The sequence below is a fragment of the Pseudotamlana haliotis genome (assembly GCF_008806375.1).
Taxonomy (GTDB): Bacteria; Bacteroidota; Bacteroidia; order Flavobacteriales; family Flavobacteriaceae; genus Pseudotamlana; species Pseudotamlana haliotis.
The window spans coordinates 20,071-44,202 of the sequence record NZ_WAAT01000028.1 but is presented as its reverse complement, the minus strand read 5'-3'; the positions used below and the strand labels follow the sequence as shown (position 1 = coordinate 44,202).

The 24,132-nt window shown below is 34.8% G+C and carries 22 protein-coding genes and 1 tRNA gene; all 23 read right to left on the bottom strand.

The window, feature by feature from the left end; genetic code table 11:
• Positions 1-72 precede the first annotated feature (72 nt).
• Positions 73-660 carry a hypothetical protein gene (locus F6U93_RS04275; protein WP_150937173.1) on the bottom strand — a complete coding sequence of 196 codons (588 nt, stop codon included), beginning with the start codon at positions 658-660 and terminating at the stop codon, positions 73-75.
• 274 nt (positions 661-934) lie between these two features.
• The gene (locus F6U93_RS04270; protein WP_150937171.1) at positions 935-1,870 is read right to left on the bottom strand and encodes a Kiwa anti-phage protein KwaB-like domain-containing protein; all 936 of its coding nucleotides are present in this window, start codon (positions 1,868-1,870) and stop codon (positions 935-937) included.
• Positions 1,863-2,417, bottom strand: a complete 555-nt coding sequence (locus F6U93_RS04265; protein WP_150937169.1) for a hypothetical protein — start codon at positions 2,415-2,417, stop codon at positions 1,863-1,865. The genes F6U93_RS04270 and F6U93_RS04265 overlap by 8 nt, the downstream gene beginning before the upstream one ends.
• Before the next feature lie 162 nt (positions 2,418-2,579).
• Complete coding sequence (locus F6U93_RS04260) at positions 2,580-3,293, bottom strand: ATPase (RefSeq protein WP_150937167.1); 714 nt, start codon at positions 3,291-3,293, stop codon at positions 2,580-2,582.
• The gene (locus tag F6U93_RS04255) at positions 3,290-3,955 is read right to left on the bottom strand and encodes a hypothetical protein (protein WP_150937165.1); all 666 of its coding nucleotides are present in this window, start codon (positions 3,953-3,955) and stop codon (positions 3,290-3,292) included. Before F6U93_RS04255 ends, F6U93_RS04260 begins: the two co-directional genes overlap by 4 nt.
• A 136-nt stretch (positions 3,956-4,091) precedes the next feature.
• Entirely contained in the window at positions 4,092-4,367 is a 276-nt protein-coding gene (locus F6U93_RS04250) for a helix-turn-helix domain-containing protein (protein ID WP_068603910.1), read from the bottom strand.
• A 606-nt stretch (positions 4,368-4,973) separates the two neighbouring features.
• Positions 4,974-5,819: an RteC domain-containing protein gene (locus tag F6U93_RS04245; protein WP_068603912.1), complete on the bottom strand. Its 846-nt coding sequence runs from the start codon at positions 5,817-5,819 to the stop codon at positions 4,974-4,976.
• A 139-nt stretch (positions 5,820-5,958) separates the two neighbouring features.
• The gene (locus F6U93_RS04240; RefSeq protein ID WP_068603913.1) at positions 5,959-7,218 is read right to left on the bottom strand and encodes a site-specific integrase; all 1,260 of its coding nucleotides are present in this window, start codon (positions 7,216-7,218) and stop codon (positions 5,959-5,961) included.
• A 221-nt stretch (positions 7,219-7,439) separates the two neighbouring features.
• A tRNA-Arg gene (locus F6U93_RS04235) sits at positions 7,440-7,513 on the bottom strand.
• 42 nt (positions 7,514-7,555) lie between these two features.
• Entirely contained in the window at positions 7,556-8,005 is a 450-nt protein-coding gene (locus F6U93_RS04230; RefSeq protein WP_150937163.1) for a GatB/YqeY domain-containing protein, read from the bottom strand.
• A gap of 139 nt (positions 8,006-8,144) precedes the next feature.
• Positions 8,145-10,157 (bottom strand): cell division protein FtsZ, encoded by a 2,013-nt coding sequence (gene ftsZ, locus F6U93_RS04225; RefSeq protein ID WP_150937162.1) that lies wholly within the window; start codon positions 10,155-10,157, stop codon positions 8,145-8,147.
• Positions 10,158-10,287: 130 nt separating this feature from the next.
• Complete coding sequence (gene ftsA / locus F6U93_RS04220; RefSeq protein WP_150937160.1) at positions 10,288-11,622, bottom strand: cell division protein FtsA; 1,335 nt, start codon at positions 11,620-11,622, stop codon at positions 10,288-10,290.
• A gap of 3 nt (positions 11,623-11,625) precedes the next feature.
• Positions 11,626-12,318 (bottom strand): cell division protein FtsQ/DivIB, encoded by a 693-nt coding sequence (locus tag F6U93_RS04215; protein WP_317132822.1) that lies wholly within the window; start codon positions 12,316-12,318, stop codon positions 11,626-11,628.
• A gap of 16 nt (positions 12,319-12,334) precedes the next feature.
• Positions 12,335-13,687 carry a UDP-N-acetylmuramate--L-alanine ligase gene (gene murC, locus F6U93_RS04210; protein WP_150937156.1) on the bottom strand — a complete coding sequence of 451 codons (1,353 nt, stop codon included), beginning with the start codon at positions 13,685-13,687 and terminating at the stop codon, positions 12,335-12,337.
• Positions 13,684-14,772, bottom strand: coding sequence for an undecaprenyldiphospho-muramoylpentapeptide beta-N-acetylglucosaminyltransferase (murG, locus tag F6U93_RS04205; protein WP_150937154.1), 1,089 nt, complete (start codon positions 14,770-14,772; stop codon positions 13,684-13,686). The genes murC and murG overlap by 4 nt, the downstream gene beginning before the upstream one ends.
• A gap of 6 nt (positions 14,773-14,778) precedes the next feature.
• Positions 14,779-15,972, bottom strand: coding sequence for an FtsW/RodA/SpoVE family cell cycle protein (locus F6U93_RS04200; RefSeq protein WP_150937153.1), 1,194 nt, complete (start codon positions 15,970-15,972; stop codon positions 14,779-14,781).
• A 10-nt stretch (positions 15,973-15,982) separates the two neighbouring features.
• On the bottom strand, positions 15,983-17,320 hold the full coding sequence (gene murD / locus F6U93_RS04195) for a UDP-N-acetylmuramoyl-L-alanine--D-glutamate ligase (RefSeq protein ID WP_150937150.1): 1,338 nt from the start codon (positions 17,318-17,320) through the stop codon (positions 15,983-15,985).
• Positions 17,321-17,368: 48 nt separating this feature from the next.
• Entirely contained in the window at positions 17,369-18,610 is a 1,242-nt protein-coding gene (gene mraY / locus F6U93_RS04190; RefSeq protein ID WP_150937149.1) for a phospho-N-acetylmuramoyl-pentapeptide-transferase, read from the bottom strand.
• Positions 18,611-18,657: 47 nt separating this feature from the next.
• Positions 18,658-20,124 carry a UDP-N-acetylmuramoyl-L-alanyl-D-glutamate--2,6-diaminopimelate ligase gene (locus F6U93_RS04185; RefSeq protein WP_150937147.1) on the bottom strand — a complete coding sequence of 489 codons (1,467 nt, stop codon included), beginning with the start codon at positions 20,122-20,124 and terminating at the stop codon, positions 18,658-18,660.
• Positions 20,121-22,085, bottom strand: a complete 1,965-nt coding sequence (locus tag F6U93_RS04180) for a penicillin-binding protein (RefSeq protein WP_150937601.1) — start codon at positions 22,083-22,085, stop codon at positions 20,121-20,123. Before F6U93_RS04180 ends, F6U93_RS04185 begins: the two co-directional genes overlap by 4 nt.
• 61 nt (positions 22,086-22,146) lie before the next feature.
• On the bottom strand, positions 22,147-22,473 hold the full coding sequence (locus F6U93_RS04175; protein WP_150937144.1) for an FtsL-like putative cell division protein: 327 nt from the start codon (positions 22,471-22,473) through the stop codon (positions 22,147-22,149).
• Complete coding sequence (gene rsmH, locus F6U93_RS04170) at positions 22,470-23,372, bottom strand: 16S rRNA (cytosine(1402)-N(4))-methyltransferase RsmH (protein WP_150937142.1); 903 nt, start codon at positions 23,370-23,372, stop codon at positions 22,470-22,472. The genes F6U93_RS04175 and rsmH overlap by 4 nt, the downstream gene beginning before the upstream one ends.
• Complete coding sequence (gene mraZ, locus F6U93_RS04165; protein WP_150937140.1) at positions 23,359-23,829, bottom strand: division/cell wall cluster transcriptional repressor MraZ; 471 nt, start codon at positions 23,827-23,829, stop codon at positions 23,359-23,361. The genes rsmH and mraZ overlap by 14 nt, the downstream gene beginning before the upstream one ends.
• Positions 23,830-24,132 lie beyond the last annotated feature (303 nt).

Below are 24,132 nucleotides of genomic sequence, written 5' to 3'. Positions count from 1 at the left end.
TGGATTGTATAAGAAAGCTTAAAAATAGGATATTTAATTGTATTGGGATGGTTGGTTTTGGAGGGAAATTGATTATTGCCTTCTAAGGATATAAAAGTAGTATTCGATATTGTATGGCTTAGATATTACTATTTTCTCAAACTCAATTAACTCGGTATTTTGAAATTGCTTAAAGGAATTAAGAATATTTTGCTTCCAGGTATCGGTTTTCGAAATATACCTTGATAAGTTTGATGTTATACCCCATTTTTTATCAAAATCTTTTTTCTCATTGATATCCCAATGCGCGATGGTTAGGATAAATAAATCACTTTGCCTATTTTCAAAATCCTTATTAATTACTCCTTGATAGTTTAGCATGTTACAACAATCTTTAGAAAATTGAAATTTAAACTCAATTTTATATGGATTCTTATTATCAGCACTGTTTACTATAGATAAATCTACTCTAGATTTATTTATTCGAGGGTGCTCTGCAAATGCTCTAAGACTACCACTCTCTTTTGTAAATAATTTATTTAATTCTACCAATATTTGATTACGAATAAAACTTTCTTGTTTAAGATTAGAATAGTTCTCAATTATAGCCCCCATTTTTTCACTAAATGAAGGAGCATTAATTATTTCACAAATTCTATTAGTATAGTTTTTTGGATTCATTCTATATAATTATTCCTAGTCGATATATCTCAAGATTTTCCGAATTTTCAATTGACTACCAAAAAATCTGTACATGTAAATTTATCGCATCCGTAATAAGGATTTAAAACCCAGGAGATGGTGTTATTGTTTCATTTTGAATGGGAGCGTAGTGATTTCAAGCCGAATTTCGCTTCAATATTGTTTTAAGCCCTATTTAGTTGTCATGTATAGCGATTTAGGGTTGTGGGATAATTTGGTTAATTCAACTTGAATGAGGGTTTGAAACCTGAAGTTACCCCAACTTCTTTACACTTTCTACATCAAAATCTTCCTCTGACAATTCCGAGTGTAATCTTTTATTTTGCAAAACAGTCAAAACATCATCTAGAGTATCTTCAGTTATTACAATTTGTCCATTTTCAAATACAACACCCCAGTTTTTCGCTTCATTAATCACCTTAAATTTTGTCAAATAATTTTGATCTTTATAATAACCTAAATTCTTAATTGTTGCTAATTTCCTTAAATATCTCTGGTTGTTACCTACTCTACTTTTAAGGATATCCATATTTACAAAAAGATTTAATTCCTCGGTTTCCTTATAAAGTGAATTGGCTTTGGCAATCATACCGTCTCTAAAATTCATTCCTTGCTCAAACGCCTTTTTTGATAATATGAAGAGTAACTCTTTATAGTATAAAAAATCCACTGTACTAGAAATACTGAAAATATTATCTGTCTCCAAATCTTTAAAAGTATTGTTCTCAAATAGTAAAGGAATCAGCCCTTTTGATTTTTTAAGTTTCCAATTTTCGGGTATAGCTTTAAAAGCTGCTACTTGAATACCTTCATTATTTCTCAATAAAATTATATATGATTTGGCCTTAACCAAATCTTCAACAGAATCCACTTTATCTTCTTCAGGATTTAAAGTTAAAAGTGATTCCATTATTTTATAAAAATCTGTACTTTCATACGGAATAGTCCTAACCAAATCTTCTTCTGGTTCAGGACAATCGAACGTATATTCTTCAAAACTACCAGCCTTCTCTACTCGGTTTACTATTATATTGCGAAGCTTTGACTCTAGTTCTTCTTCGATTTCTACATATTCTATATTATAGTGAGAAATTCGGTCTTTTTTATATTCCTTTACTATTGCTAAGGAAACTAATGACTCATTAAGATTCAATTCCTTGAGTTCGATAAATTTTTGTTGATTAGTCATTTTTAACTTTTTCTTTTACGAGATATAAAAAGCGTGTGAGACTTTTTATATAAAACTTTTGTCCTGATTTTAATTCATGCTTGCTTAGTACAGCAATTGATTTTGTTCTTTCGTTAAATTGATACTCAATATCATAAAGGCCATATCCTGCAAATGCAAGTATAGGATTAAGAAATAATGAGCGACTAGTAATTGTCAAAACTAACATTATAGTCAAGAAAATAGCAAGTGATATAATATCTTCATACTTTGAAAGATCAAACCCAAAAAAGGAAAGTATATAAGGAATGGTGTAATTAATTAAGTCTACAGAGCGATTACTGACTGTTTTAATAACTACAGGCATATTGCCTCTTGGCATAAATTTTATTATTAAAAAAAGAATTAAAACACTCAAAATACTTAATCCTAACATGACATAAATCACAAAAGGGTGTTGAAATCTGCAAGTATAATCAAAGTCAAAATCTTTTACAGCCAATATCAAAAAGAGAGGAGAATAGGCACTTATGAATAATAAAATAGATGTCCAAATTTTAGGCTTCATTAATTACAATTTTAAACGTCATTAGTCTAGCCTTTAAAAAAAATAGACTTAAAATTTGTTCGGATTATCCTAAGAGGTATAAATTAAGTTCATAAATATATTACTTTCACTTTTACTTAAGAAATTGAACACACCAAAAACTAGAAATTACGACGAACTACATTATTTTCTCTTATCTCTAGTATTACCATCGAAAGCAACAAGATTAAACATACTGCGCATTCGGGAACGAACACGCTCGCCGTATTTTTCTTCTAACTCTTGAGCGTTGAGGTTGGTGGTAATGTGGGTGAAAATTTTCCTTTTAGATGTTTGGTTTGGAATACGACCAGAATCGCAAAAGAGATCGTAACGTGACAAAATAATTTCCCCCATGACATTGCAGTCGGCACCGTAATGTTTTCCTTTTTGTTCGACTCCTAAATCGTCGAAACAGTAAGTATCCTGGTCGGTGTAATCTTCAATAGTTTTATACCCAATGTTATTAAAACTAAACACAATGTTTCTTGCTGGAATACATTTGAATGGTCGTTTATGAGGTGCGACAAAAGGAAGGAGTTTCATTAATGTTGTTTTACCACAGCCCACGGGACCCGATAAAAGAATACCTTTTTGGATATCGATACCCAGGTTGACACAAAAGGCCTCGTCATGCACATAATAACTTATTAATTTTAATAGCACTTCATGGTCTTCTTGATGGATTTTAAAATGCTTGCCAAAAAGCAATTTACCTTTAGCTTCTAGGTAGATTAAAATTTTCTGAAAGTTGTAATTGATTTGATTTCCCTTTAATTCGCCCAACTGATAGGTAATTGCACCTTCAACGATAATGTGCGGTTTTTGTGCATTGAAAATGGTTGTTGAATGATTCATAGCGGTTGGTTATAATTTTTATTGCGGATAGTATGCAGGCTGTCTGTTGCTTTTTGTTCGACATTTTTTGTTTTCTCTAAAGCTTCAGCTTGAAGCATCCAACTTTGTGCTGCTGCTTGCCAATTTTCAATTTGACTTTTTCCTTTTTTCCAACCTACAGACTCGTAATGATTGAAAAATTTCGCAGCATGATTAGTATGCCAATTTTTTGAAATAAAAAAATCAGTAACATTTTCTAAATTTTTTGGTTTAAAAATGTTTACCGGTTTTTTATGTTTAGTATTGTTTATATAACGCCCCGATACTTGTACAGGGCTTGTACCATTTTTGGTACAATGCCGCACCTCTACTTGTTCTGTACTTGTACCTAAATCGAACATCTTAATTTTACTTCCCATTTGCGGGTTCCTTGAAGGCAGATATTTAAAATATTGCCAGGTATCTAAATCCCTCATGCATTTATGATAGGTTCCTTTAGAGCCTATTTTAGACAACAACATAACATCGTTACGGTTTATAAAAAACTCATCAGCAAATCGGGCATTATTCCAGAAATGAAAAAGCGCCATATACATGCTTACATGGGTCGTGTTTAATCTGCTATCTGATGAAAACACATTAAAGACTTGATTTAAATGGCTTATATAATTAATGGATTGCATAGCTCTTTATTTAAATTACGGCATGACTAATACCCTCCAATTTCATAAAACTGGAGGTTTAGCATTGATTAAAACTTAAGAGAGAGAATTTAAAAGCGATTGCTTTTTAAATATTAAACTGGAGAACTAAATCTATTTAGGAACCTTGAATGTGATTACTTTCGAGGATTTCATTAATTAAGTGGGCATTGTAATAAATGACACTTCCAAATTTTGTGTAGGGTAAAGTACCATTGATTCTAAGATTTTGAAGTGTTCCTGCTGATATACTTAGCATCTTTCGAACTTCTGATGACTTAATCCATTTTTTAGGTTTTTCGTTCTGAGGCTCGGCCATTAAGTTTTGGATATCACCAAGTAATTCTGATTTAAATTCATTTAAATCCTCTAGCGTTAAAATTTTAATGCTCATAGTTTCGTTAATAATTGAGTTTAAAAGTTTACCTTTTTAAAAAAAGGTTTTTAATGGTTAGTATTAGTTGAATTTGACTTTCGTTTGGCAAATTTGCAACTCCTTTTTGAAAATTATCCACAATGATATCGAAGTTGGGATTATATGTGTGCAGTAATGTTTGGTATAATTTGTAACATATTATATTACTATATAATTGAGCTTTTAAACTTATTTCAATAAAATTCATGTGTATGATTTTATTTACAAACAAATTTACCTATACACAAGTTGGGTACTAGTTGGGTGTTTATGACTATAAACAATAAACCTAAAAAACATAGTTGTCTATTAATGGTTTAGACTATTTTACTTTAGTAAACAGAACTATAAAACACATTTAAAAGTCAATAAATTACGGGAAACCCGCAGCAAGAAAATCAAGTAACATGCAAACATGTTCGTAATTTTAGAGTATTACCTCCAAATAGAACTTAATTAGAATAAAATGAATTAAAAATTTTTATTTTTTTTTCTTAATAAAATACCATAGCTCTACAAAAAATTACTTTCTAAGGCTAAATGCTCATTATTTTTAGCTAAAAAACGTATGAAATGTAAAAGGATTTACCTTCTCGTTTCTAACGAATTTTCAATCCTATTTTCTAAAGTTTCTTTTAAATTGTCTATAAACTTAGTTTTTTGTGTTCGAGATTGTAGTTCGTAATAAACTCTGGAATAATCATCTAATTTCAAGCTAAAAGCTTCCTTTAAAAAAGTTGCTAATTCCTTTAATGTGACATTCCCATTATTTATAGCATTACTTGAATGCAGCGCATACAATAACTCCACTAAATCACTTTTGGTTGCCGTCCATTTTAAATTATTATTAAAACCTTTATGGCTATTTAAAACCTGCTGACTATAGTTTGTCATCTCCTGCTTTACATACATAATAATCTCTTCATTTGCCATAATAGTGGCAAGAATGGTATCATGGCTTGTTGAAAAATTATTGTCTGTACAGAAATACGCAGCTTCTGGATAGAGTTTTAAATCGATTTCACTTCTAGTGAAATATTGTTGATCATACATCGAGCTCTCCGTTCGGTAATAGTTATAAAAACTAATATTTGAATCGATATACTCCTGAAGACCTACAATATAACTTTTGTAGTATTTTAAAATGGCCTTATCTGAAATTGTTGGTTTTCTATTTTCTAAATTATAAAGCTGAGAAAAGGTAATAACTTTGCTCAAGACATAAGGCTTTATGTGTTTAAAAAACTCTATTTCCTTTTGTTGATTGAGTAAATTACTATTAGAATAATGTTGTTTAAGTTCTTTAAGAGCTTTGTAAGACACTGAATAACTTCTCTCTAATTTTTGGATGGTATCATCGTTGGATTGATCAATGTCTTCTAGTTTTTGATTTAAAAGGTTTGTAATAGTTTTGTAAATCGTTAATTCCATAGTTTTGGGTTGGTTATTTAGTTTAATATAAATTGAGGCCTAAAACTAACAACTCCTAAATAACAAACAACTTTAATTTGTATGAAAAAAAAGCAAGACAAATAAAACTATCTTGCTTTTTAAAACATAACACCCTTCTTTAACCTAATTTGGAAGCACTATCATTATTTTTAGATTTACCTTCTAATTGCTGCCTTAAATTGTTCATATCTTGGCTTAGCTTGTCTTCTAATACACGGGCGTATATTTGAGTGGTTGCTATTTTAGTGTGGCCAAGCAATTTGGAAACAGTTTCAATTGGCATACCATTACTTAATGTGACCGTTGTAGCAAATGTATGTCTTGCCATGTGAAAAGTTAGATTCTTTTTAATACCACAGATATCTGCTAACTCCTTCAAATAAGCATTTAGTTTTTGGTTTGTAATTATTGGAAATAAGGTTTGAGCACTAGTGGTTAACGGATGATTTTCATACTTTTTTATGAGGTTTTCTGCTTGTTGCAATAAGGGGATTTTAACCTTAGATTTCGTTTTTTGTCGGTGTGTAACAATCCAAGTACTGCCATCCATTCCCTTAACTAAATTAGAATCTGTTAGCTGCATAATATCGACATAACTAATACCGGTATAACAACTAAAGACAAACAAATCGCGAACACGCTCTAATCGCTCTATCTTAAATGAAAGCGTTTCAAGATTAGACAATTCATTTTCTGAAAGGAATTCTCTTTCTTTTTTCTCATATACTTGTTTCCACTTAACAAAGGGGTCTTTTTCAATCCACTCGATATGATAAGCTAAAGTTATAATCTTACGAAACCGTTGGATATGTTTCATTACCGTATTTTGACTCATAGTCCTTGGATGCCCCTTTGGCCAATAATCGTATAAGTAACTTTCAAAGTCACATAGAAATTTATAATCTAATTGGTTTAAATAAATATCTGTAGTTCTTCTGCTCTTAAGTAAAAATCGATTTATATAATTTTCGGTAACACCAAAATTTTCTATAGATCCTTTTGCTAAAGTATTTTCTATTTTTTTAGCATGATATTTAAGGAGCTCTTGAAGGCTTTTGGACTCATTAGTCTCACCTGTGTAATGTGATTTTATAAGATGAGCTGTTATGAGTTCACCTTTAAACTTTAAATCTTGATAAATTTGAAAAAGCTTGGTGTGGGTCTGGTCGATTGATTGATTTATTTGCCGAGCCTGAATTGAATTGCCTCTAACCCTTTTTTTACTAGAATCCCAGAGTGAAACAGTTACTTTACGTTTTAAACTTATATTTAAACGCTTACCATTTACAGTAATTCTAGCATAAATTAATGCTTCATTGTTTATAGCCCTTGAAGTTTGTAACCAAAAGAGTATAGAAAAAGTGTTTTGCTTTTGCATAGTTGTCGTAATTAAAATGATTAAGTACGAAAGTCAATTCAACTATACTATTACAAAGTTTCTTTAAGGTGTCTGCTAAGCAGACACCTTAAAAAAAAGGTAACCGATTGGCAACCATTTAAGATGGAATTATACCAATTCAAATGGATTGCCATAATTCTCAAAACCTTTGTAATTCATAAGAATTACATGGTTTTAATGCTTTTTAAACAAGCTACTTGTGACCGCGAAGGGATTCGAACCCCCAACCCTCAGAGCCGAAATCTGATATTCTATCCAGTTGAACTACGCAGCCAAAATACCGTGGTTGACACGGTATCACTATTATTAATTTAATTTAAGACAATCTAGCTTTTACCACATTAGAAATGGTTTTACCATCAGCTTTTCCTGCCAGTTCTTTACTCACCACGCCCATGACCTTACCCATATCCCTCATGCCTACTGCACCGAGTTTTTCAATAGTAGCATCTACAACTTTAGTAATTTCATCTTCAGATAAGGCTTCTGGTAAAAATTGTGAAATGACATCGGCTTCAGCGAGTTCTGGTGCTGCTAAATCTTCGCGACCTTGCTCTTGGTAAACCGTGGCACTATCACGACGTTGTTTCACTTGTTTTTGAAGTATTTTCAACTCCTGTTCTTCACTTAATTCTTCTTTGGCTCCGGTTTCAGTTTGAGCTAATAAAATCGCAGATTTAACTGCTCTTAATGCTGTTAAAGCCGTTTGGTCTTTAGATTTCATTGCTTCTTTTAAAGCCGTCATTATTTCTGCTTGTAAACTCATTTTATTAACATATTTATATGCGAAGATACTAAGAAAAATGCTGTACTCACAGCTATCACATTGTAAAATTTAAGCATCAAAAAACCCGAAGCGATATTTTTTTTCACTTCGGGTTTCTTACCAAGTTAGTCACTCTAAATTAATCTACATTATCGTGTAAAAAAGAATTATTACTTCTTAATTGAATGTCGTCATTATCATCAAAACCTATACTCGTTCTAGACATATCGGTTTCTGATGAATGCTTAGACGCGTTTAGATTCACACCTTGACGCTTATAAGCAGGAACCTTTTCAATATCATCAATTTTAGAACTATTGAATTTATAATTGAAATCCTTCATTTTACGTCTACGCTCCTCAGCACGGTCTTTAAGTAGTTCTGAAATAGGCGTATTCATAGGATCAATCTCCTCTCTTTCTTCCTCTTCAGCTACTGGTTTCTCAACCACTTTTCTTTCAAAAACAATATCTTCTTCTTGTTCTAAGACTTCATTAGACTTTTGTTGTGCTTTTGAAGACTCTGTATCATCATAGTCATCTAAAGCATATCGAATATCACCACCTTTATTGGTTTCTGTAACTGAAATCACTTCAATATGGTCATTAACCGGAATATCCTTTACATCATCACTCATTAAATCATGAGAAATAATTTCTTCTGCCTCTGCTTGAGCTGGCTTCTCAAACTCATCCTCAACGGGCTCTGAAACCTCTTGATTTGATGAAATAGGCATATCAAAAGTTAAAGTAATTTGCTGTTCGTCTTCAATAAAGTCTGACTCCAGCTCAACCTCGCTCTCTTCTGAAATTTGAGGTGTGGTACGTGAAACCGGATTAATAACAAAATCATCTTCATGTACCTCATCAACCTTATCGGTAACCTCTTCATAAGTCACACCAATGTTTCTGATAATTTCAGAAGTTGGTATTAAATCAAAATCGTCTTTTGAAGCTTGTGGTTTTCTCGGTTGCTGCACAGGCTTTGGAGTCTCTTCTTCAAGATCTAAAGTATGGCGAACCACTTTAGGGGCTTGTGGTTTTGCTTTCATTTCAACATTTGGCGCAATAACCACAGGCTCTTTCTCCTGAGTTTCGGCTTCCTGATCTTCACCAAGAACGTGTTTTACCTTTTTGGTTTCTGTATTAGAAATTTCGTCTTGCTGTTCGATGTTAAAACCCGTAGCGATAATAGTAACAGCAATAGATTCTTCTAAACCTTCGTCTTCACCAACACCCATAATAATTTCAGCACTATGTCCGGCCTCACTTTGGATATGGTCATTAATTTCACCAATTTCATCAATGGTAATTTCTTGAGCACCAGAAACGATTAGCAGCAATACTTTTTTCGCTCCGGTAATTTTATTATCATTTAATAGCGGTGAGTCAAGGGCTTTTCTAATGGCTTCTTGAGCACGATTTTGACCTGAAGCCAAAGCCGATCCCATAATAGCTGTTCCACTATTACTTAACACTGTTTTGGCATCACGTAAATCAATATTTTGAGTGTAGTGGTGTGTAATTACTTCGGCTATACCACGAGCAGCGGTAGCTAAAACTTCATCTGCTTTAGAGAAACCTGCTTTAAAACCAAGGTTTCCATAAACTTCACGAAGCTTATTGTTATTAATTACAATTAATGAATCTACTACCCCACGTAAGTTTTCAATCCCTTTTTGAGATTGCTCTAAACGCATTTTTCCTTCAAACTGGAATGGCATGGTTACAATACCCACGGTAAGGATATCTTTCTCTTTAGCCATTTTAGCAATGATAGGAGCAGCACCTGTTCCGGTTCCTCCACCCATTCCGGCTGTTATAAATACCATTTTAGTGTTGGTATCTAGCATTTGAGAAATATCTTCTACACTTTCTACAGCAGACTGCTCACCAATTTCAGGGTTTGCACCTGCACCTAATCCTTCTGTTAAGTGTACTCCTAATTGTATTTTATTTGGAACTCCACTATTTTCAAGGGCTTGGGAGTCTGTATTACACACGTAAAAATCTACGCCTTTAATACCTTGTTGGAACATGTGGTTAATGGCGTTACTACCGCCGCCACCAACGCCAATCACTTTAATAACATTTGATTTATTTTTGGGTAAATCAAATGAAATGTTTGTTTCGAATTTTTCATTGCTGCTCATAAATTCTGTTTTACTAGGGTTTGTACTTACTATTTTAATTTCTATGGATCAATATTTGCGCCTTTCGGCTATAATTTTAAAATTGTTACTTAAACAACTTTAGTACTACTTTGTCATCTATATTTATCGCCTATTCGGCATCGTCCAAAAAATCTTTAAGACGATCTGTTAACTTTTCGAGGAATGAAGAACGTTGCTTTTTTGGTTTTTGCACTGTAGGCTCTTCAATAGGTTCAGTTGTACCCTCTTCAACTATCTTTTCTTCTACAATCTCTTCCTCCTCTTGTTCTTCTATTTTTTTACGTTCCTGACGTTTTAAACCGTCTAACACTAAACCAACAGCTGTGGCGTATAACGGACTCGTAATATCATCATCGCTATCACCAGCTAAATGCTCATTAGGGTAACCGATTCTGGTATCCATTCCGGTGATATATTCAACTAATTGTTTTAGGTGTTTTAACTGACTTCCACCACCGGTTAAAACAATACCGCCAATGAGTTTTTTCTTTTGTTCTTCATGTCCGTAATTTTTAATTTCGGCATAGACCTGCTCTATAATCTCCACCACACGGGCATGGATAATTTTAGAAAGATTTTTAAGGGTAATCTCTTTCGGTTCTCTTCCTCTTAAACCAGGAATTGAAACAATCTCATTGTCTTTATTTTCTCCTGGCCAAGCTGAACCAAATTTGATTTTTAATAATTCGGCTTGCTTTTCTATAATTGAGCAGCCTTCTTTGATATCTTCCGTAATGACATTTCCACCAAACGGAATCACGGCAGTATGACGAATAATACCATCTCTAAAAATAGCTAAATCAGTAGTTCCACCACCGATATCAATTAGAGCCACACCAGCCTCTTTCTCTTCTTGGCTTAATACGGCATTTGATGACGCTAAAGGTTCTAGTGTGATCCCTTCAAGGTTCAATCCAGAACTTTTTATACAACGCCCAACATTTCTAATGGAAGTGATTTGACCAACAACCACATGAAAATTAGCTTCTAAACGGCCACCATACATGCCAATTGGTTCTTTTATTTCTGCTTGACCATCGACTTTATATTCTTGCGGTAGTACGTGAATAATTTCTTCTCCAGGAAGCATGACCAGTTTATGCACTTGATTGATGAGCAGATCAATGTCTTCTTCATCAATTACCGTTTCTGAGTTTTCTCTAGTGATATAATCACTATGCTGTAAACTACGAATATGCTGCCCAGCAATACCTACGGTGACATCTTCAATTTTTAAACCTGATGCCGCTTCAGCCTCTTGAACCGCTTGTTGAATCGATTGGATGGTTTGCGTAATATTATTAACGACACCACGGTGAACGCCTAAACTCTTAGATTTTCCTATACCTAAAATTTCCAACTTCCCGTAGTCGTTTTTACGACCAATCATGGCCACAATTTTCGTGGTTCCTATGTCTAATCCTACTGATAAATTATGCTCCATAGCCTAAATTTTGGTACATATTACTTGGTTATCAAACTGTAAATTAACTTTACTATAGTTTTTTAATGTTTGGTCCTTAAGTGCTTTTTTATAAAAAGCTTTAAGGTTATTTATTTTTTTATCTAAAGCGCTCACATCTCCCAACTGCACTAAAAAATTACATTTTCTAAGTTTTAAAAAAAGCTGTGCCTTTTCATCTTGATGAATTTCAAACACGTGTTTTTTTAAAAAAGCGTCATTTTCTGTCTTTAGGGCGACTTGGTATACGCTATTCAAATTATTTTTTTCAACATAACCTGTAACCAAGGGTACTCTTGCAGAATAATTATTGGATAACGGCATGAACAAACCGTCAGCATCAATATAATAAGACGCATTAGTGCTTACTCGCGCAATAGGTGTTTTTTGTTCTATATCGGCTTTAAGTGTCCCGCTTACTGAAACATACACTTCTGCCGTCTTTATCATGGGATTAGATTTTAGGGCCTGCTCTAATTCATTCAAAGCTAAAGCTTCTTTTGGCACGTTTGTAACCCCTCCGTAATTTTGTATTAACAATTTACTAACAGCCTTACTGGTTATAAAAAGATTGTTTTCGCCTAAAAACTTAACCTGAGGCTGCGAGATTACCCTTTTATCATTTCTGCCTGAAGCAAAAGCAAAAAGAAAAATCACCACCCCAAATAAGGCTATCATTTTTATGTAATTCCAGTTAATTCTCAAGACTAAATTCTTTTTTAATTCGGTTTACCTCTGCTCCTATATCCCCTGCTCCAATAGTTAACACCACTTGCGCATCGCTATTGTGAATAGCCTGCAACAAATTGGCTTTACTTACCAATTGTTTATTTTCATTCTTTATTTTACCTAACAACCAATTTGAGGTTACCCCTTCAATAGGCAACTCTCGTGCTGGATAAATATCTAACAATATTAATTTGTCAAACTGTGATAAACTTTCTGCAAAATCATCGATAAAATCACGGGTTCTACTAAATAAATGTGGCTGAAAAATAGCCAACACTTTTTTACCAGGGTACATTTCTCTAACCGCCTGATGCGCAGCATTTATCTCTTGAGGATGATGCGCATAATCGTCGATATACACAAAATCTTCCCTTTTAATTTGATACGAAAACCTACGCTTTACACCTTTATAAGACGCTAACCCCTCGGCGAGCTGTTGGTAAGGGCAACCATACTCTACAGCCATCGCCAAGGCAATTAATGCATTAGACAAATTATGTCTTCCCGGCAGGTTAAATTCTAAATTTTCAATACGGTCTTTTGGTGTTTTTACATCAAACACATAAGCTCCGTTTTGTACTCTTATATTTTGAATGCTATAATCAGCATCATCTTCAATACCATAAGTGATTCCTTCTAAATCCAAACCATTCTTTACAAAAAGCTTTCCGCCAGGCTTTAGTCGTTCTGAAAATTGAACGAATGATTTTTTTAATTCGGAAGCATCACCATAGATGTCCAAATGATCAGCATCCATAGAGGTGATACAAGCAAAATCTGGTGATAAGGTTAAAAACGAACGATCAAACTCATCGGCCTCTACCACAGACACCTCTGTTCCATTTAAAATTAAATTGGAGTTATAATTTTCACTAATACCACCTAAAAACGCGGTAAGTGGCACATGACAAGTATTTAACAAATGTCCTAAAATACTAGTTGTTGTGGTTTTACCATGAGTACCAGCAACCGCCAAACAAAAAGTATGCTCAGTAATCAAACCTAAAATCGCCGAACGCTTAACCACATCAAATCCGTTGTTTTGGAAATAATTCAACTCGGCATGATCTTTAGGAACCGCAGGCGTATAAACCACAAGGGTATGTTCTGGATCCAAAAAAGGTTGTGGAATTTGTTCTATACTATCTTCAAAGTGAATCGCTATACCCAAATCAACCAAACCGTTTGTAATCTCTGTTTGTGTTTTATCGTAGCCAGCGACTAACTTTTTGTTAGCTTCGAAATATCGCGAAATAGCACTCATTCCAATCCCTCCAATGCCGATAAAATAGACCCTATGTATGGTGTTTAAATTCATTTATTCAGAAGCTTTTCTACCTCATTAACAATTTCTTTGGTTGCATCCACCAAAGCTAATTTCTTTATATTTTCTCCTAATTCTATTTTTCGTTCAGGCTGTGCGATGAGCTGCGAGAACTTATTTTCAAAATCGGCATTTAAATCCTCTTCCTTAATAATCAAAGCTGCATCTTGATCTACAATAGCCATGGCGTTTTTTGTTTGATGATCTTCCGCTACATTTGGCGACGGAATAAAAATCACGGGCTTACCAACAATACAAAGCTCAGAAACTGATCCTGCTCCCGCTCTAGAAATCACTACATCTGCAGCACCATAAGCCATGTCCATGTTATTTAAAAACTCATGAACTTGTACATTTTTAGTATTATCGTAAAGCTTATACTTATCATAGTAGAGTTTCCCACATTGCCAAATCACTTGTACATTTTGAGTATCAAAATAATCAAGCTCCTTCTCGATGAGCTCATTAATACGTCTGGCCCCTAAAGACCCTCCTATCACTAAAAGTGTTGTTTTTCCTTCTTTTAAATCAAAAAACTTCTTAGCCTCTTCACTATTATTTTCAATATGCAACAAACCTTTACGAACAGGGTTTCCAGTTTTTACAATTTTTTCCTTCGGAAAGAAACGTTCTAAACCATCATAAGCCACACATATTTTGTTTGCTTGTTTTGCGAGCAACTTATTTGTAATTCCAGGATAAGAATTCTGCTCCTGAATCAAAACAGGAACACCAGCCATTTCAGCCATTTTAAGTAACGGTCCACTTGCAAAACCTCCGGTTCCAATAACAATATCTGGCTTAAATTGCTTTATAATCTTTCGAGCCCCCAAAAGACTACTAATCACTTTAAAAGGAAAGCTCAAATTCTTTAAGGTAAAACTACGTTGAATACCCGTAATCCATAAGCCCTTAATGTTATATCCAGCCTGAGGAACTTTTTCCATCTCCATACGATCCTTAGCACCAACAAACAAAAACTCAGCATCTGGGTACCTTGATTTTATTTCGTTTGCTATAGCAATAGCAGGGTAAATATGTCCTCCGGTGCCTCCACCTGATAAAATCACTTTATACATAACATTCTAAATTGCTTCCGACAAAACATCTAAGGCCTTATCATTATTTATTTCCTTTTCTTTTATTTCTTCTCTTTTCGCGCTAACGCTCAATATAATTCCAATACTTAAACAAGTCATCCAGATTGAAGTTCCACCACTACTTAACAAAGGCAAGGTTTGCCCGGTAACAGGAAACAACTCTACCGCTACAGCCATATTAATGATGGCCTGAAACACAATAGGCAACCCTAATCCTAGCACGACCAATTTTCCAAAAACAGAATCTGACTTATGAGCAACAATCACTATTCGAAACAACAGCAACATATATAAAAACATTACAAAAAAACCACCCAACAAACCATACTCCTCAATAATGATGGCAAATATGAAATCTGAAGAAGATTGTGGCAAAAAGTTTTTTTGTGAACTTTTCCCCGGACCAACTCCCCAAATTTCTCCTGAGGCTATGGCTATCTTAGCTTTTTCTATTTGATAATCGGCTTCAGTATCTTCCGGGTTTGAAAAACTTTCAATACGTCCCATCCAGGTATCTACACGATTCGGCATAGCTTCAGGAAAGGCTTTAGCCACCATAACAAACAAGGATAAAAATAACAGCCCAGAACCTATAATCACCGCTAAATAACGAAGCGGGTATCCGCCCAAAAACACCAATATCACCACCATACTAAAAATAATAGCTGTGGTTGAAAAATTTGCTGGCAAAATAAAAATCAAGATCAAAAACACTGGAAGCCACAAGGGCAATATAGACTCTTTAAACGTAATTTTTTTACCATATACTTTTGACAAATAGCGCGCCACATAAACCATTAATATAACTCCAGCCAAAGTAGAAGTTTGAAATGATACGCCCACAAACGGTATTTGAATCCATCTACTCGCATTTGCCCCTCCAATTGTTGTGCCTTGAGACAAGGTAATAATCAACAAAACCAAAACAATAGGCAGCATAAACAACGAAGCCTTTTGAAAATATTTATAGGGCACCTTATGAATCATATAAATCGCTGCAAACCCTAAAGCCAAGTGCACAAAGTGTTTTATAAAATAAGAAAAGGTATTACTCCCAACGCCTCTATAAGCCAAGTTACTAGCTGCGCTATACACAGGCAAGAAGGACAATATAGCAAGCAATGCCACAATAGCCCAAATGAGTCGATCTCCTTTTATATTTTTAAATACTGCTTGCAAATTTTATTTTTTACAGGTTTCTTACCGCATCCTTAAATTGACGTCCGCGATCTTCATAATTTTCAAATAAATCAAAACTAGCACAAGCAGGTGACAACAACACATTATCTCCAGTTTCGGCTAATTTATAAGCGATTTTTACAGCCTCACTCATATATTGAGTTTCTACAATAACATCAACCATATTCCCAAAGGTGCTCATTAACTTCTCATTGTCAACACCCAAGCAAATGATCGCCTTTACTTTTTCATTCACAAAAGAAAACAACTCTTTATAATTATTCCCTTTATCAACACCTCCTACAATCCATACCGTTGGTGCCGCCATACTCTCAAGAGCATAATAAGTAGCATTAACATTGGTTGCTTTAGAGTCGTTTATATATTGTACTTTATTTATTTTAAGAACTTGCTCCAAACGGTGCTCTACACCTTGAAAGCTTTCTAAACTCTCACGAATGGTTTGTTTTCTGATCTTTAATAAATGTGCCACAGTAGAAGCAGCCATAGCGTTTTTAACATTGTGCTTCCCTTCTAGTGCAAGTTTTGATGTTGGCATAATTATCTGATTATTATTTATTGTTATTTTAATATTTTCTTTATCTAAATAGGCGCCGTTTTCAATGGTTTTCTCTAATGAAAACGGTAATAAAATGGATTGAATAGGATTGTTTTTTAAATGATCCACAATCACCTCATCGTCAGCATCATAAATCAAATAATCATCTTTTGTTTGATTCATAGCGATTCTAAACTTAGATTCGATATAATTTTCAAACTTGTAATCATAGCGATCTAAATGATCTGGAGTGATATTGGTTAACACTGCAATATGCGGTCTAAAATCAACAATATCATCCAGTTGAAAGCTGCTTATTTCTAAAACATAATTTTCAAAATCATCTTCTAAAATCTGCTTAGCAAAACTATCGCCGATATTCCCTGCCAAACCAACATTCAACTCACTCTTTAACAAGTAATGCGTTAGAGTGGCTGTGGTTGTTTTCCCGTTACTACCAGTGATCCCAACAATGGTCGCATTAGTAAATTTTGAAGCGAATTCAATTTCAGAAACCACAGAAATCCCAGCATTTCTAATTTTTTTAATCAGCTCTACTTTATCAGGAATTCCAGGACTTTTCATGACTAGATTGGCATTCAAAATTTTTGCCTCGGTATGATTTTCATCTTCCCAATCAATCTCATTATTTATAAGAACCTCTTTATACTTCTCTTTTATTTTTCCTTTATCGGAAACAAAAACATCATAGCCTTTTGCTTTTCCTAAAAGCGCTGTACCAACACCACTTTCTCCACCTCCTAAAACAACTAATCTATTTTTTATCATAATCTCTATATTTCTTCTGTTTTACGCTTTCGCGGAAACATAAATGGCTTATCTAATTTTAAGAGTTACAATTGATACAATCGCAAGCAAAATACCCACGATCCAAAAACGGGTTACTATTTTACTTTCATGATACCCCAACTTCTGATAATGGTGATGTAGGGGCGACATTTGTAAAAGTCGACGGCCTTCCCCATACTTCTTCTTAGTATACTTAAACCAGCCTACTTGCATCACTACCGATAAATTTTCAGCTAAAAACACACCACACAACACAGGAATCAACCATTCTTTACGTACAGCAATAGCAATAACTGCTATAATACCTCCAATAGTTAAACTACCAGTATCACCCATAAAAACTTGAGCTGGATAGGTGTTATACCACAAGAACCCGATAAGCGCTCCAACAAACGCGGCGATATAAATCGTAATTTCTTCAGTGCCTGGGATATACATGATATTTAAGTAATCAGCAAAAACAATGTTACTTGACACCCAAGCAAAAATCCCTAAAGTCAGCACCACAATGGATGATGTCCCTGCGGCTAAGCCATCAATACCATCGGTAAGATTCGCGCCATTAGATACTGCTGTTATAATAAAAATGGTTACCAGAATAAAAACAATCCAGGCATACTTCGCTAAGGCTGGATCAATCCAAGTAATCATATCGCTATAATTAAACTCATTATTTTTAACAAACGGAATGGTTGTTTTAGGGGCTCGTTCTTCTGCTCTAAATAATTTTGATGCTGGAATATTTGGGTTAGCCGCTTTAAGCTCTTGACGCACATCAGCAGGTAATTGCTCTTTCATCGTGACATCTTGATGAAAATACAAGGTTGCCCCAACAATAAGTCCGAGACCTACCTGACCAAGCACTTTAAACTTTCCTTTTAGGCCTTCCTTATCATTTTTAAACTTCTTTTTATAATCATCTAAAAAACCGATAACACCCATCCAAATGGTTGTCACAATTAAAAGAATGATATAGATATTTCCTAAATCACACAGTAAAAGCACCGGAATTAAGGTGGCCAGAATAACAATAATCCCACCCATGGTTGGCGTACCTGCTTTTTCTTGCTGACCTTCTAAACCCAAATCCCTAATGGTTTCTCCTACCTGCTGTTTTAACAACAATCTGATTACACGTTTTCCATAAATAGTTGAAATAAGCAAGGACAAAATCACCGCTAAAGCTGCTCTAAAAGTTATAAACCCAAAAAGCGTTGCTCCAGGAAACTGAAACTGTTTTTCTAAATATTCAAATAAATAGTATAACATCTTTTATTTTTATTCTGGTTGGTTTCTTCTATCCTAATTCCTTATTATTATTTCTCCAATTGTTTCAACAAATCGGTGACCGTTTCTAAATCATCAAAATGCATTCGCTCACCGTTTACCTCTTGATAAGTTTCATGCCCTTTTCCAGCAATTAGAATAATATCATTTCCTTTTGCCATTTGACAAGCCGTTTTAATAGCCTGTTTTCTATCCGCTATCGTGATTGTCCTTTTGAAATTTTGAGGCTCCACACCCGCTTCAATTTCTTGTAAAATCACTTCTGGCTTTTCCGTTCTTGGGTTATCACTAGTAAAAATGACTTGATCACTTAGCACGGAGGCTATTTGCCCCATTTCTGGTCTTTTTGTGCGATCTCTATCACCACCACAACCCACCACTGTAATCAACGTTTCGTTTTTAGTACGAATACCATTTATAGTTTCTAACACGTTTTTTAAGGCATCTGGCGTATGTGCATAATCTACGATAGCGGTTATTTCATCATTATTAGACATGACATATTGAAAACGCCCACTCACACTTTCTAAGTCACTTATTAAGCGAAGAATTTCTACTTTTTCAAGTCCTAATAATTCCGCAGTAGCGTAAATAGCCAAAATATTATAGGCGTTAAATTCACCTATTAGTCGGGTCCAAACCTCATTATCATTAACCTTTAGCAGTAAACCGCTAAACTGATTTTCTAGAATCTGACATTTATAATCAGCATACTGTTTTAAGGCATAAGTGTATTTTTTAGCTTTAGTATTTTGAAGCATAAACAAGCCATTCTTGTCGTCTACATTCACTACAGCAAAAGCGTCTTTTGGAAGCCCGTCAAAAAACTTCTTTTTCACATCGCGGTATTCCGCAAAAGTTTTATGATAATCGAGGTGATCATGGGTGATATTAGTAAATATACCACCTTCAAATCGCAAACCTTCCGTTCTTTGCTGATGGATACCATGTGAACTCACCTCCATAAAACAAAACTCAACTCCGGCTTCATTCATCATGCTCAAATACCCATTAATCGTCAAAGAGTCTGGAGTGGTATGCGTGGCTTTATACTCGACATCATCAACCATAATTTTTACGGTTGACAATAAACCTACTTTATAGCCTGCATTTTTAAATAGTTGATACAGCAAACTCGCAACAGTTGTTTTTCCATTGGTTCCAGTTACACCAACTAATTTTAAGTTCTCAGAAGGCTTCTGATAAAAATTAGCCGCCATTACCGCTAAAGCTTTATGAGAGTTATCTACTTCAACATATGTCACCCCTTCTACAAGATTTTCTGGCAAGACTTCACAAACAACACTCTTAGCGCCATTTTTTATAGCCACATCAATAAACTTATGACCATCAGCAAGGAGTCCGTTTATAGCCACAAACAAATCATTAGTTTCCACTTTTCGCGAATCAAACACCACCTGATTAACCATTAAATCAGTGCAGCCTGTTACTGCGTTTATAGTAACCTTATATAGTATATCTTTTAGTGCGATCATGATGCTTTTAATATTACCGTTTGATTCTGCTTTAGTTTTGTGTTTTTTGCAATAGACTGCCCTTCAACAACACCGTTTCCTTCCAGTTCTACCCTTACATCAACTTGCATATTCTCTAGAAGTACAACTGCATCCATGACAGGCATCCCAATCAGGTTAGGCATAATGGTTTTATAGGTCTGAGCCGTTTCATAAAAATGTTCATAATCCTTTTCAACAGCCACCGATTTCACAGAAAGCGTTTCAACTTCATCCGTAATTGGTGTGGCCGTAAATATTTTTTGAGCTACTTTTTTAAATACAGGCCCAGATACATCTGCACCGTAATACCCCACACTTTTATCTGGCTCGTGCACCACTACGATACATGAGTATTTTGGGTTATCAGCAGGAAAATACCCTGCAAAAGATGAGATATAAGCTAATTTCGATTTATCGGAATAGTTTTTCTGACAGGTCCCTGTTTTTCCAGCCATTGAAAAATTCTCAGAATACAACCTATGCCCTGTACCGTGTTCTTTTTCTACCACATTTTTAAGCAATGCTTGCAACTTCCCTACAGTTTCTTCAGAACAAATCCTTTCATTGATAACCTCACGATCAAAAGACTCTACCACTCTATCAAACTCTTTAACTTCTTTTAAAAAGCGTGGTTTTACCATGACACCGTCATTTGCCACAGCGTTATAAAAGGCCAGTGTTTGTAAAGGTGTAAAAGACACTCCATAACCATAAGCCATCCATTGCAAGGCAATACCGCTCCATCTGTTATTTTTCACGCGTGGATCAGGAATAACAGGATCTGGCTCTCCAATTAGAGGTAAATCCAAATTCCTATTAAGCCCCATTTCATACAGACGATCTACAAATTTCTCTGGATGCTTGCTATAGCCCTGATCAATCACTTTCACAATCCCAGTATTCGAAGACACCTCAAAAGCTCTTGAAACCGTGACTTTTCCATAACCACCTCGCTTGGAGTCACGTACTTTTTTTCCGTAAAAGGTCAATATGCCATTCTCAGTATCCACCACATCACTAGTATCAATCACCCTATCTTCAAAAGCAGCCGCTAAAGCCATTAATTTGAAAGTTGAACCCGACTCATGACTTTCACCTATAGCATAATTCAAGCGTTCATAATAATGACCATTTTTATTTCTTCCTAAATTTGAAATCGCACGAATCTCACCCGTTTTGGTTTCCATAACCACCACAGAACCATGATCGGCCTTGTATTTTTCTAGCTGTTCTAAAAGCGCATGATGTGCGATATCTTGAATATTGACATCGATGGTTGTATAAACATCATAACCATCTTGAGGTTCAATTTCATTAGCATCGGTTAAAGGTTTCCATTGTCCGTTACCTATTTTTTGTTTTTTACGCTGCCCATCAACACCTCTCAAGTATTTTATTCCAAACGCCCCATCAATTCCTGGACGCGTTACATTTCCTTTATCATCTATACGCTCGTAACCAATGGTGCGTTCAGCAATTCCACCCATAGGATGTTCACGTTTCGTGGTCTGCTCAACAATCAATCCACCTTTAAAAGCTCCCAACTCTAATAATGGAAATTTTCTTAATCGCACATAATCACCATAACCAATATTCCTAGCCAGCAAATAATATCTATTCCTATTAGCACGAGCTCGTCTTAAGCGTTTTTCTATTTGTGCAGAATTTGAATTGCCTTTATACTTTGCAAGGGAATCACACAAAGGCTTGATGTGTTTTTCAAAAGCTCTAACAGAAGGCGTTAAAGCATCAAAACGGATATCGTATTTTGGAATAGAAGTCGCTAATAGGTTGCCATTTACAGAATACACATTACCACGATTGGCAGGAATAACCACATTTTTCACAACTCGTTTAGTTGCTAAGGCTTTATATTTTTCACCATGAACAAACTGGATAGTCAAAAGTTTAAACACGACAGCAGCAGCGAAGACGAACATACATCCTGCCACAAAATACAATCGGTTTGATATGCCTTTGTCGTTATCTGCCACTTTACTTTTATTGATCCTTATCTTTTGTTATTACTTTTATTTTTTTTGGTGGTGTCTCTGAAGACGCCAATCCTTTTTCATTCATCACACCAACCACATGAGACTCCATCTTCAATCGCATCAGTCTGGAACGCCCATCTACAAATTGCGAACGAATGTCTTTTACCTCGTTTTTCAATCGCGCGATTTCGTATACCTTTTTATCAGCATTGTGAGAGCTCGCAATCATAATCAAGGCCAGACCAGAAATAAAAAGAATGACACGCCAATTTTTAAACGAATCATCGCTAACTAAAAAAGTCCCTCTTAATATGTTGTTAATATTTTTTTTCACGACTTCTTCTCTGCTAACCTCAATTTGGCACTTCGTGCGCGATTATTTTCTTTTATCTCTTCTTTTGAAGGCACAATCAATCCGTTAACTTTTTTTAGAGGCACTTCAAAATTCCCAAACATATCACGTTCAGGCTCCCCTTCAAACAAACCGTTTCTAATAAAACGCTTAACCAAACGATCTTCAAGCGAGTGATAGGATATAAAACTCAACCGACCGTTATCATTTAGCAGCTCCGGAGTCTGTAACAGAAATTCCTTTAACACTTCAATTTCTTGATTCACCTCAATACGTATCGCCTGATAAATTTGAGCCAACACCTTATTCATATGTCTCGGTGGCAAAAATTTAGCAAGCACCGTTTTCAACTGTTCACTCGTTACAATAGGTTTTACTGTTTCCCGATATTCTACAATCAGCCTCGCCATGGCTGGAGCTGCTCGCAACTCACCATATTGATAAAACACATTTTTCAACTGCTCCTCATCATAATCATTAACCACATTAAAAGCAGAAAGTTCACTACTCTGATTCATGCGCATATCTAAATCGGCTTCAAAACGTGTTGAAAATCCGCGTTCAGCGACATCAAACTGATGTGAAGACACTCCAAAATCTGCCAAAACACCATCTACTTTTTTCACACCATGAAATCTCAAAAAACGTTTTATAAACCTAAAATTCTCATGAATTAAAGTAAAACGACTATCATCAAGCGCATTTTCTAAAGCATCCTGATCTTGATCGAAAGCAAACAACCTCCCTTTTTCATTCAACCTACTTAAAATCTCCTTACTATGACCGCCACCACCAAAAGTCACATCCACATACACTCCATCAGGCTTGATATTCAAACCATCTACAGATTCCTCTAACAGTACTGGCTTATGATATTCCATAATCTTCGTCGTCTTGTCCCATTACTTCTTCAGCTAAATCTGCAAAATCAACTGCAGCATCATCAATAGCTTGTTCATATAAATCTTTATCCCATATTTCAATGATATTGATAGCTGATGCCACAACAATATTTTTTGAAATATTTGCAAAAACCGTCAAATCCTTCGGAATCAACAAACGACCGTTCACATCAACCTCCACCATTTTGGCTCCTGCAGTAAATCTTCTAATGAAATCGTTATTTTTCTTTTTAAACTTATTCAGCTTATTCATTTTTCGCATTAAAGCCTGCCATTCAGCCATTGGATACAACTCCAAACACTGCTGAAACACAGATCGACGTAATACAAATCCTTCTTCAATAATCTCAGACAGCTGTTTTTTGATCGAAGCAGGCATCATTAAGCGCCCTTTCGCATCAACTTTACAATCGTATGTGCCTGTTATTAAGTCCAAAGTAGTTTTTAAAGAATCTAAACGTTTCAAAGTCAAATATATTGAAAATTATACCACTAATTACCACTTTGTACCACATTGTTAATAAATTGTACACAATCTCACACCAAAAACTCAAAAAAAAGCACACTAAATCCCCACAACCACTATATTTCAGCATATTGAAGTTTGAATACTAGGTTTTTATACGTTGTTAACATCTTAATCACCCGTAACCCTTTTTAATTCAATTTCTTAGGCAATTCATTTCCTTGAAACCAATTATTTTAGCGGATATATGAATGAAATAACTATATTTGTTTT

Excerpts from the sequence above, each read along its gene's own strand:
- murD (WP_150937150.1), bottom strand. The coding sequence starts at position 17,320 with ATGATAAAAAATAGATTAGTTGTTTTAGGAGGTGGAGAAAGTGGTGTT.
- F6U93_RS04250 (WP_068603910.1), bottom strand. The coding sequence starts at position 4,367 with ATGAGCATTAAAATTTTAACGCTAGAGGATTTAAATGAATTTAAATCA.
- F6U93_RS04245 (WP_068603912.1), bottom strand. The coding sequence starts at position 5,819 with ATGGAATTAACGATTTACAAAACTATTACAAACCTTTTAAATCAAAAA.
- F6U93_RS04260 (WP_150937167.1), bottom strand. The coding sequence starts at position 3,293 with ATGAATCATTCAACAACCATTTTCAATGCACAAAAACCGCACATTATC.
- F6U93_RS04230 (WP_150937163.1), bottom strand. The coding sequence starts at position 8,005 with ATGAGTTTACAAGCAGAAATAATGACGGCTTTAAAAGAAGCAATGAAA.
- F6U93_RS04215 (WP_317132822.1), bottom strand. The coding sequence starts at position 12,318 with ATGATAGCCTTATTTGGGGTGGTGATTTTTCTTTTTGCTTTTGCTTCA.
- F6U93_RS04185 (WP_150937147.1), bottom strand. The coding sequence starts at position 20,124 with ATGATCGCACTAAAAGATATACTATATAAGGTTACTATAAACGCAGTA.
- murG (WP_150937154.1), bottom strand. The coding sequence starts at position 14,772 with ATGTATAAAGTGATTTTATCAGGTGGAGGCACCGGAGGACATATTTAC.
- F6U93_RS04270 (WP_150937171.1), bottom strand. The coding sequence starts at position 1,870 with ATGACTAATCAACAAAAATTTATCGAACTCAAGGAATTGAATCTTAAT.
- F6U93_RS04240 (WP_068603913.1), bottom strand. The coding sequence starts at position 7,218 with ATGCAAAAGCAAAACACTTTTTCTATACTCTTTTGGTTACAAACTTCA.
- murC (WP_150937156.1), bottom strand. The coding sequence starts at position 13,687 with ATGAATTTAAACACCATACATAGGGTCTATTTTATCGGCATTGGAGGG.
- mraY (WP_150937149.1), bottom strand. The coding sequence starts at position 18,610 with ATGTTATACTATTTATTTGAATATTTAGAAAAACAGTTTCAGTTTCCT.
- rsmH (WP_150937142.1), bottom strand. The coding sequence starts at position 23,372 with ATGGAATATCATAAGCCAGTACTGTTAGAGGAATCTGTAGATGGTTTG.
- F6U93_RS04275 (WP_150937173.1), bottom strand. The coding sequence starts at position 660 with ATGAATCCAAAAAACTATACTAATAGAATTTGTGAAATAATTAATGCT.
- F6U93_RS04180 (WP_150937601.1), bottom strand. The coding sequence starts at position 22,085 with ATGTTCGTCTTCGCTGCTGCTGTCGTGTTTAAACTTTTGACTATCCAG.
- F6U93_RS04265 (WP_150937169.1), bottom strand. The coding sequence starts at position 2,417 with ATGAAGCCTAAAATTTGGACATCTATTTTATTATTCATAAGTGCCTAT.
- ftsA (WP_150937160.1), bottom strand. The coding sequence starts at position 11,622 with ATGGAGCATAATTTATCAGTAGGATTAGACATAGGAACCACGAAAATT.
- ftsZ (WP_150937162.1), bottom strand. The coding sequence starts at position 10,157 with ATGAGCAGCAATGAAAAATTCGAAACAAACATTTCATTTGATTTACCC.
- F6U93_RS04255 (WP_150937165.1), bottom strand. The coding sequence starts at position 3,955 with ATGCAATCCATTAATTATATAAGCCATTTAAATCAAGTCTTTAATGTG.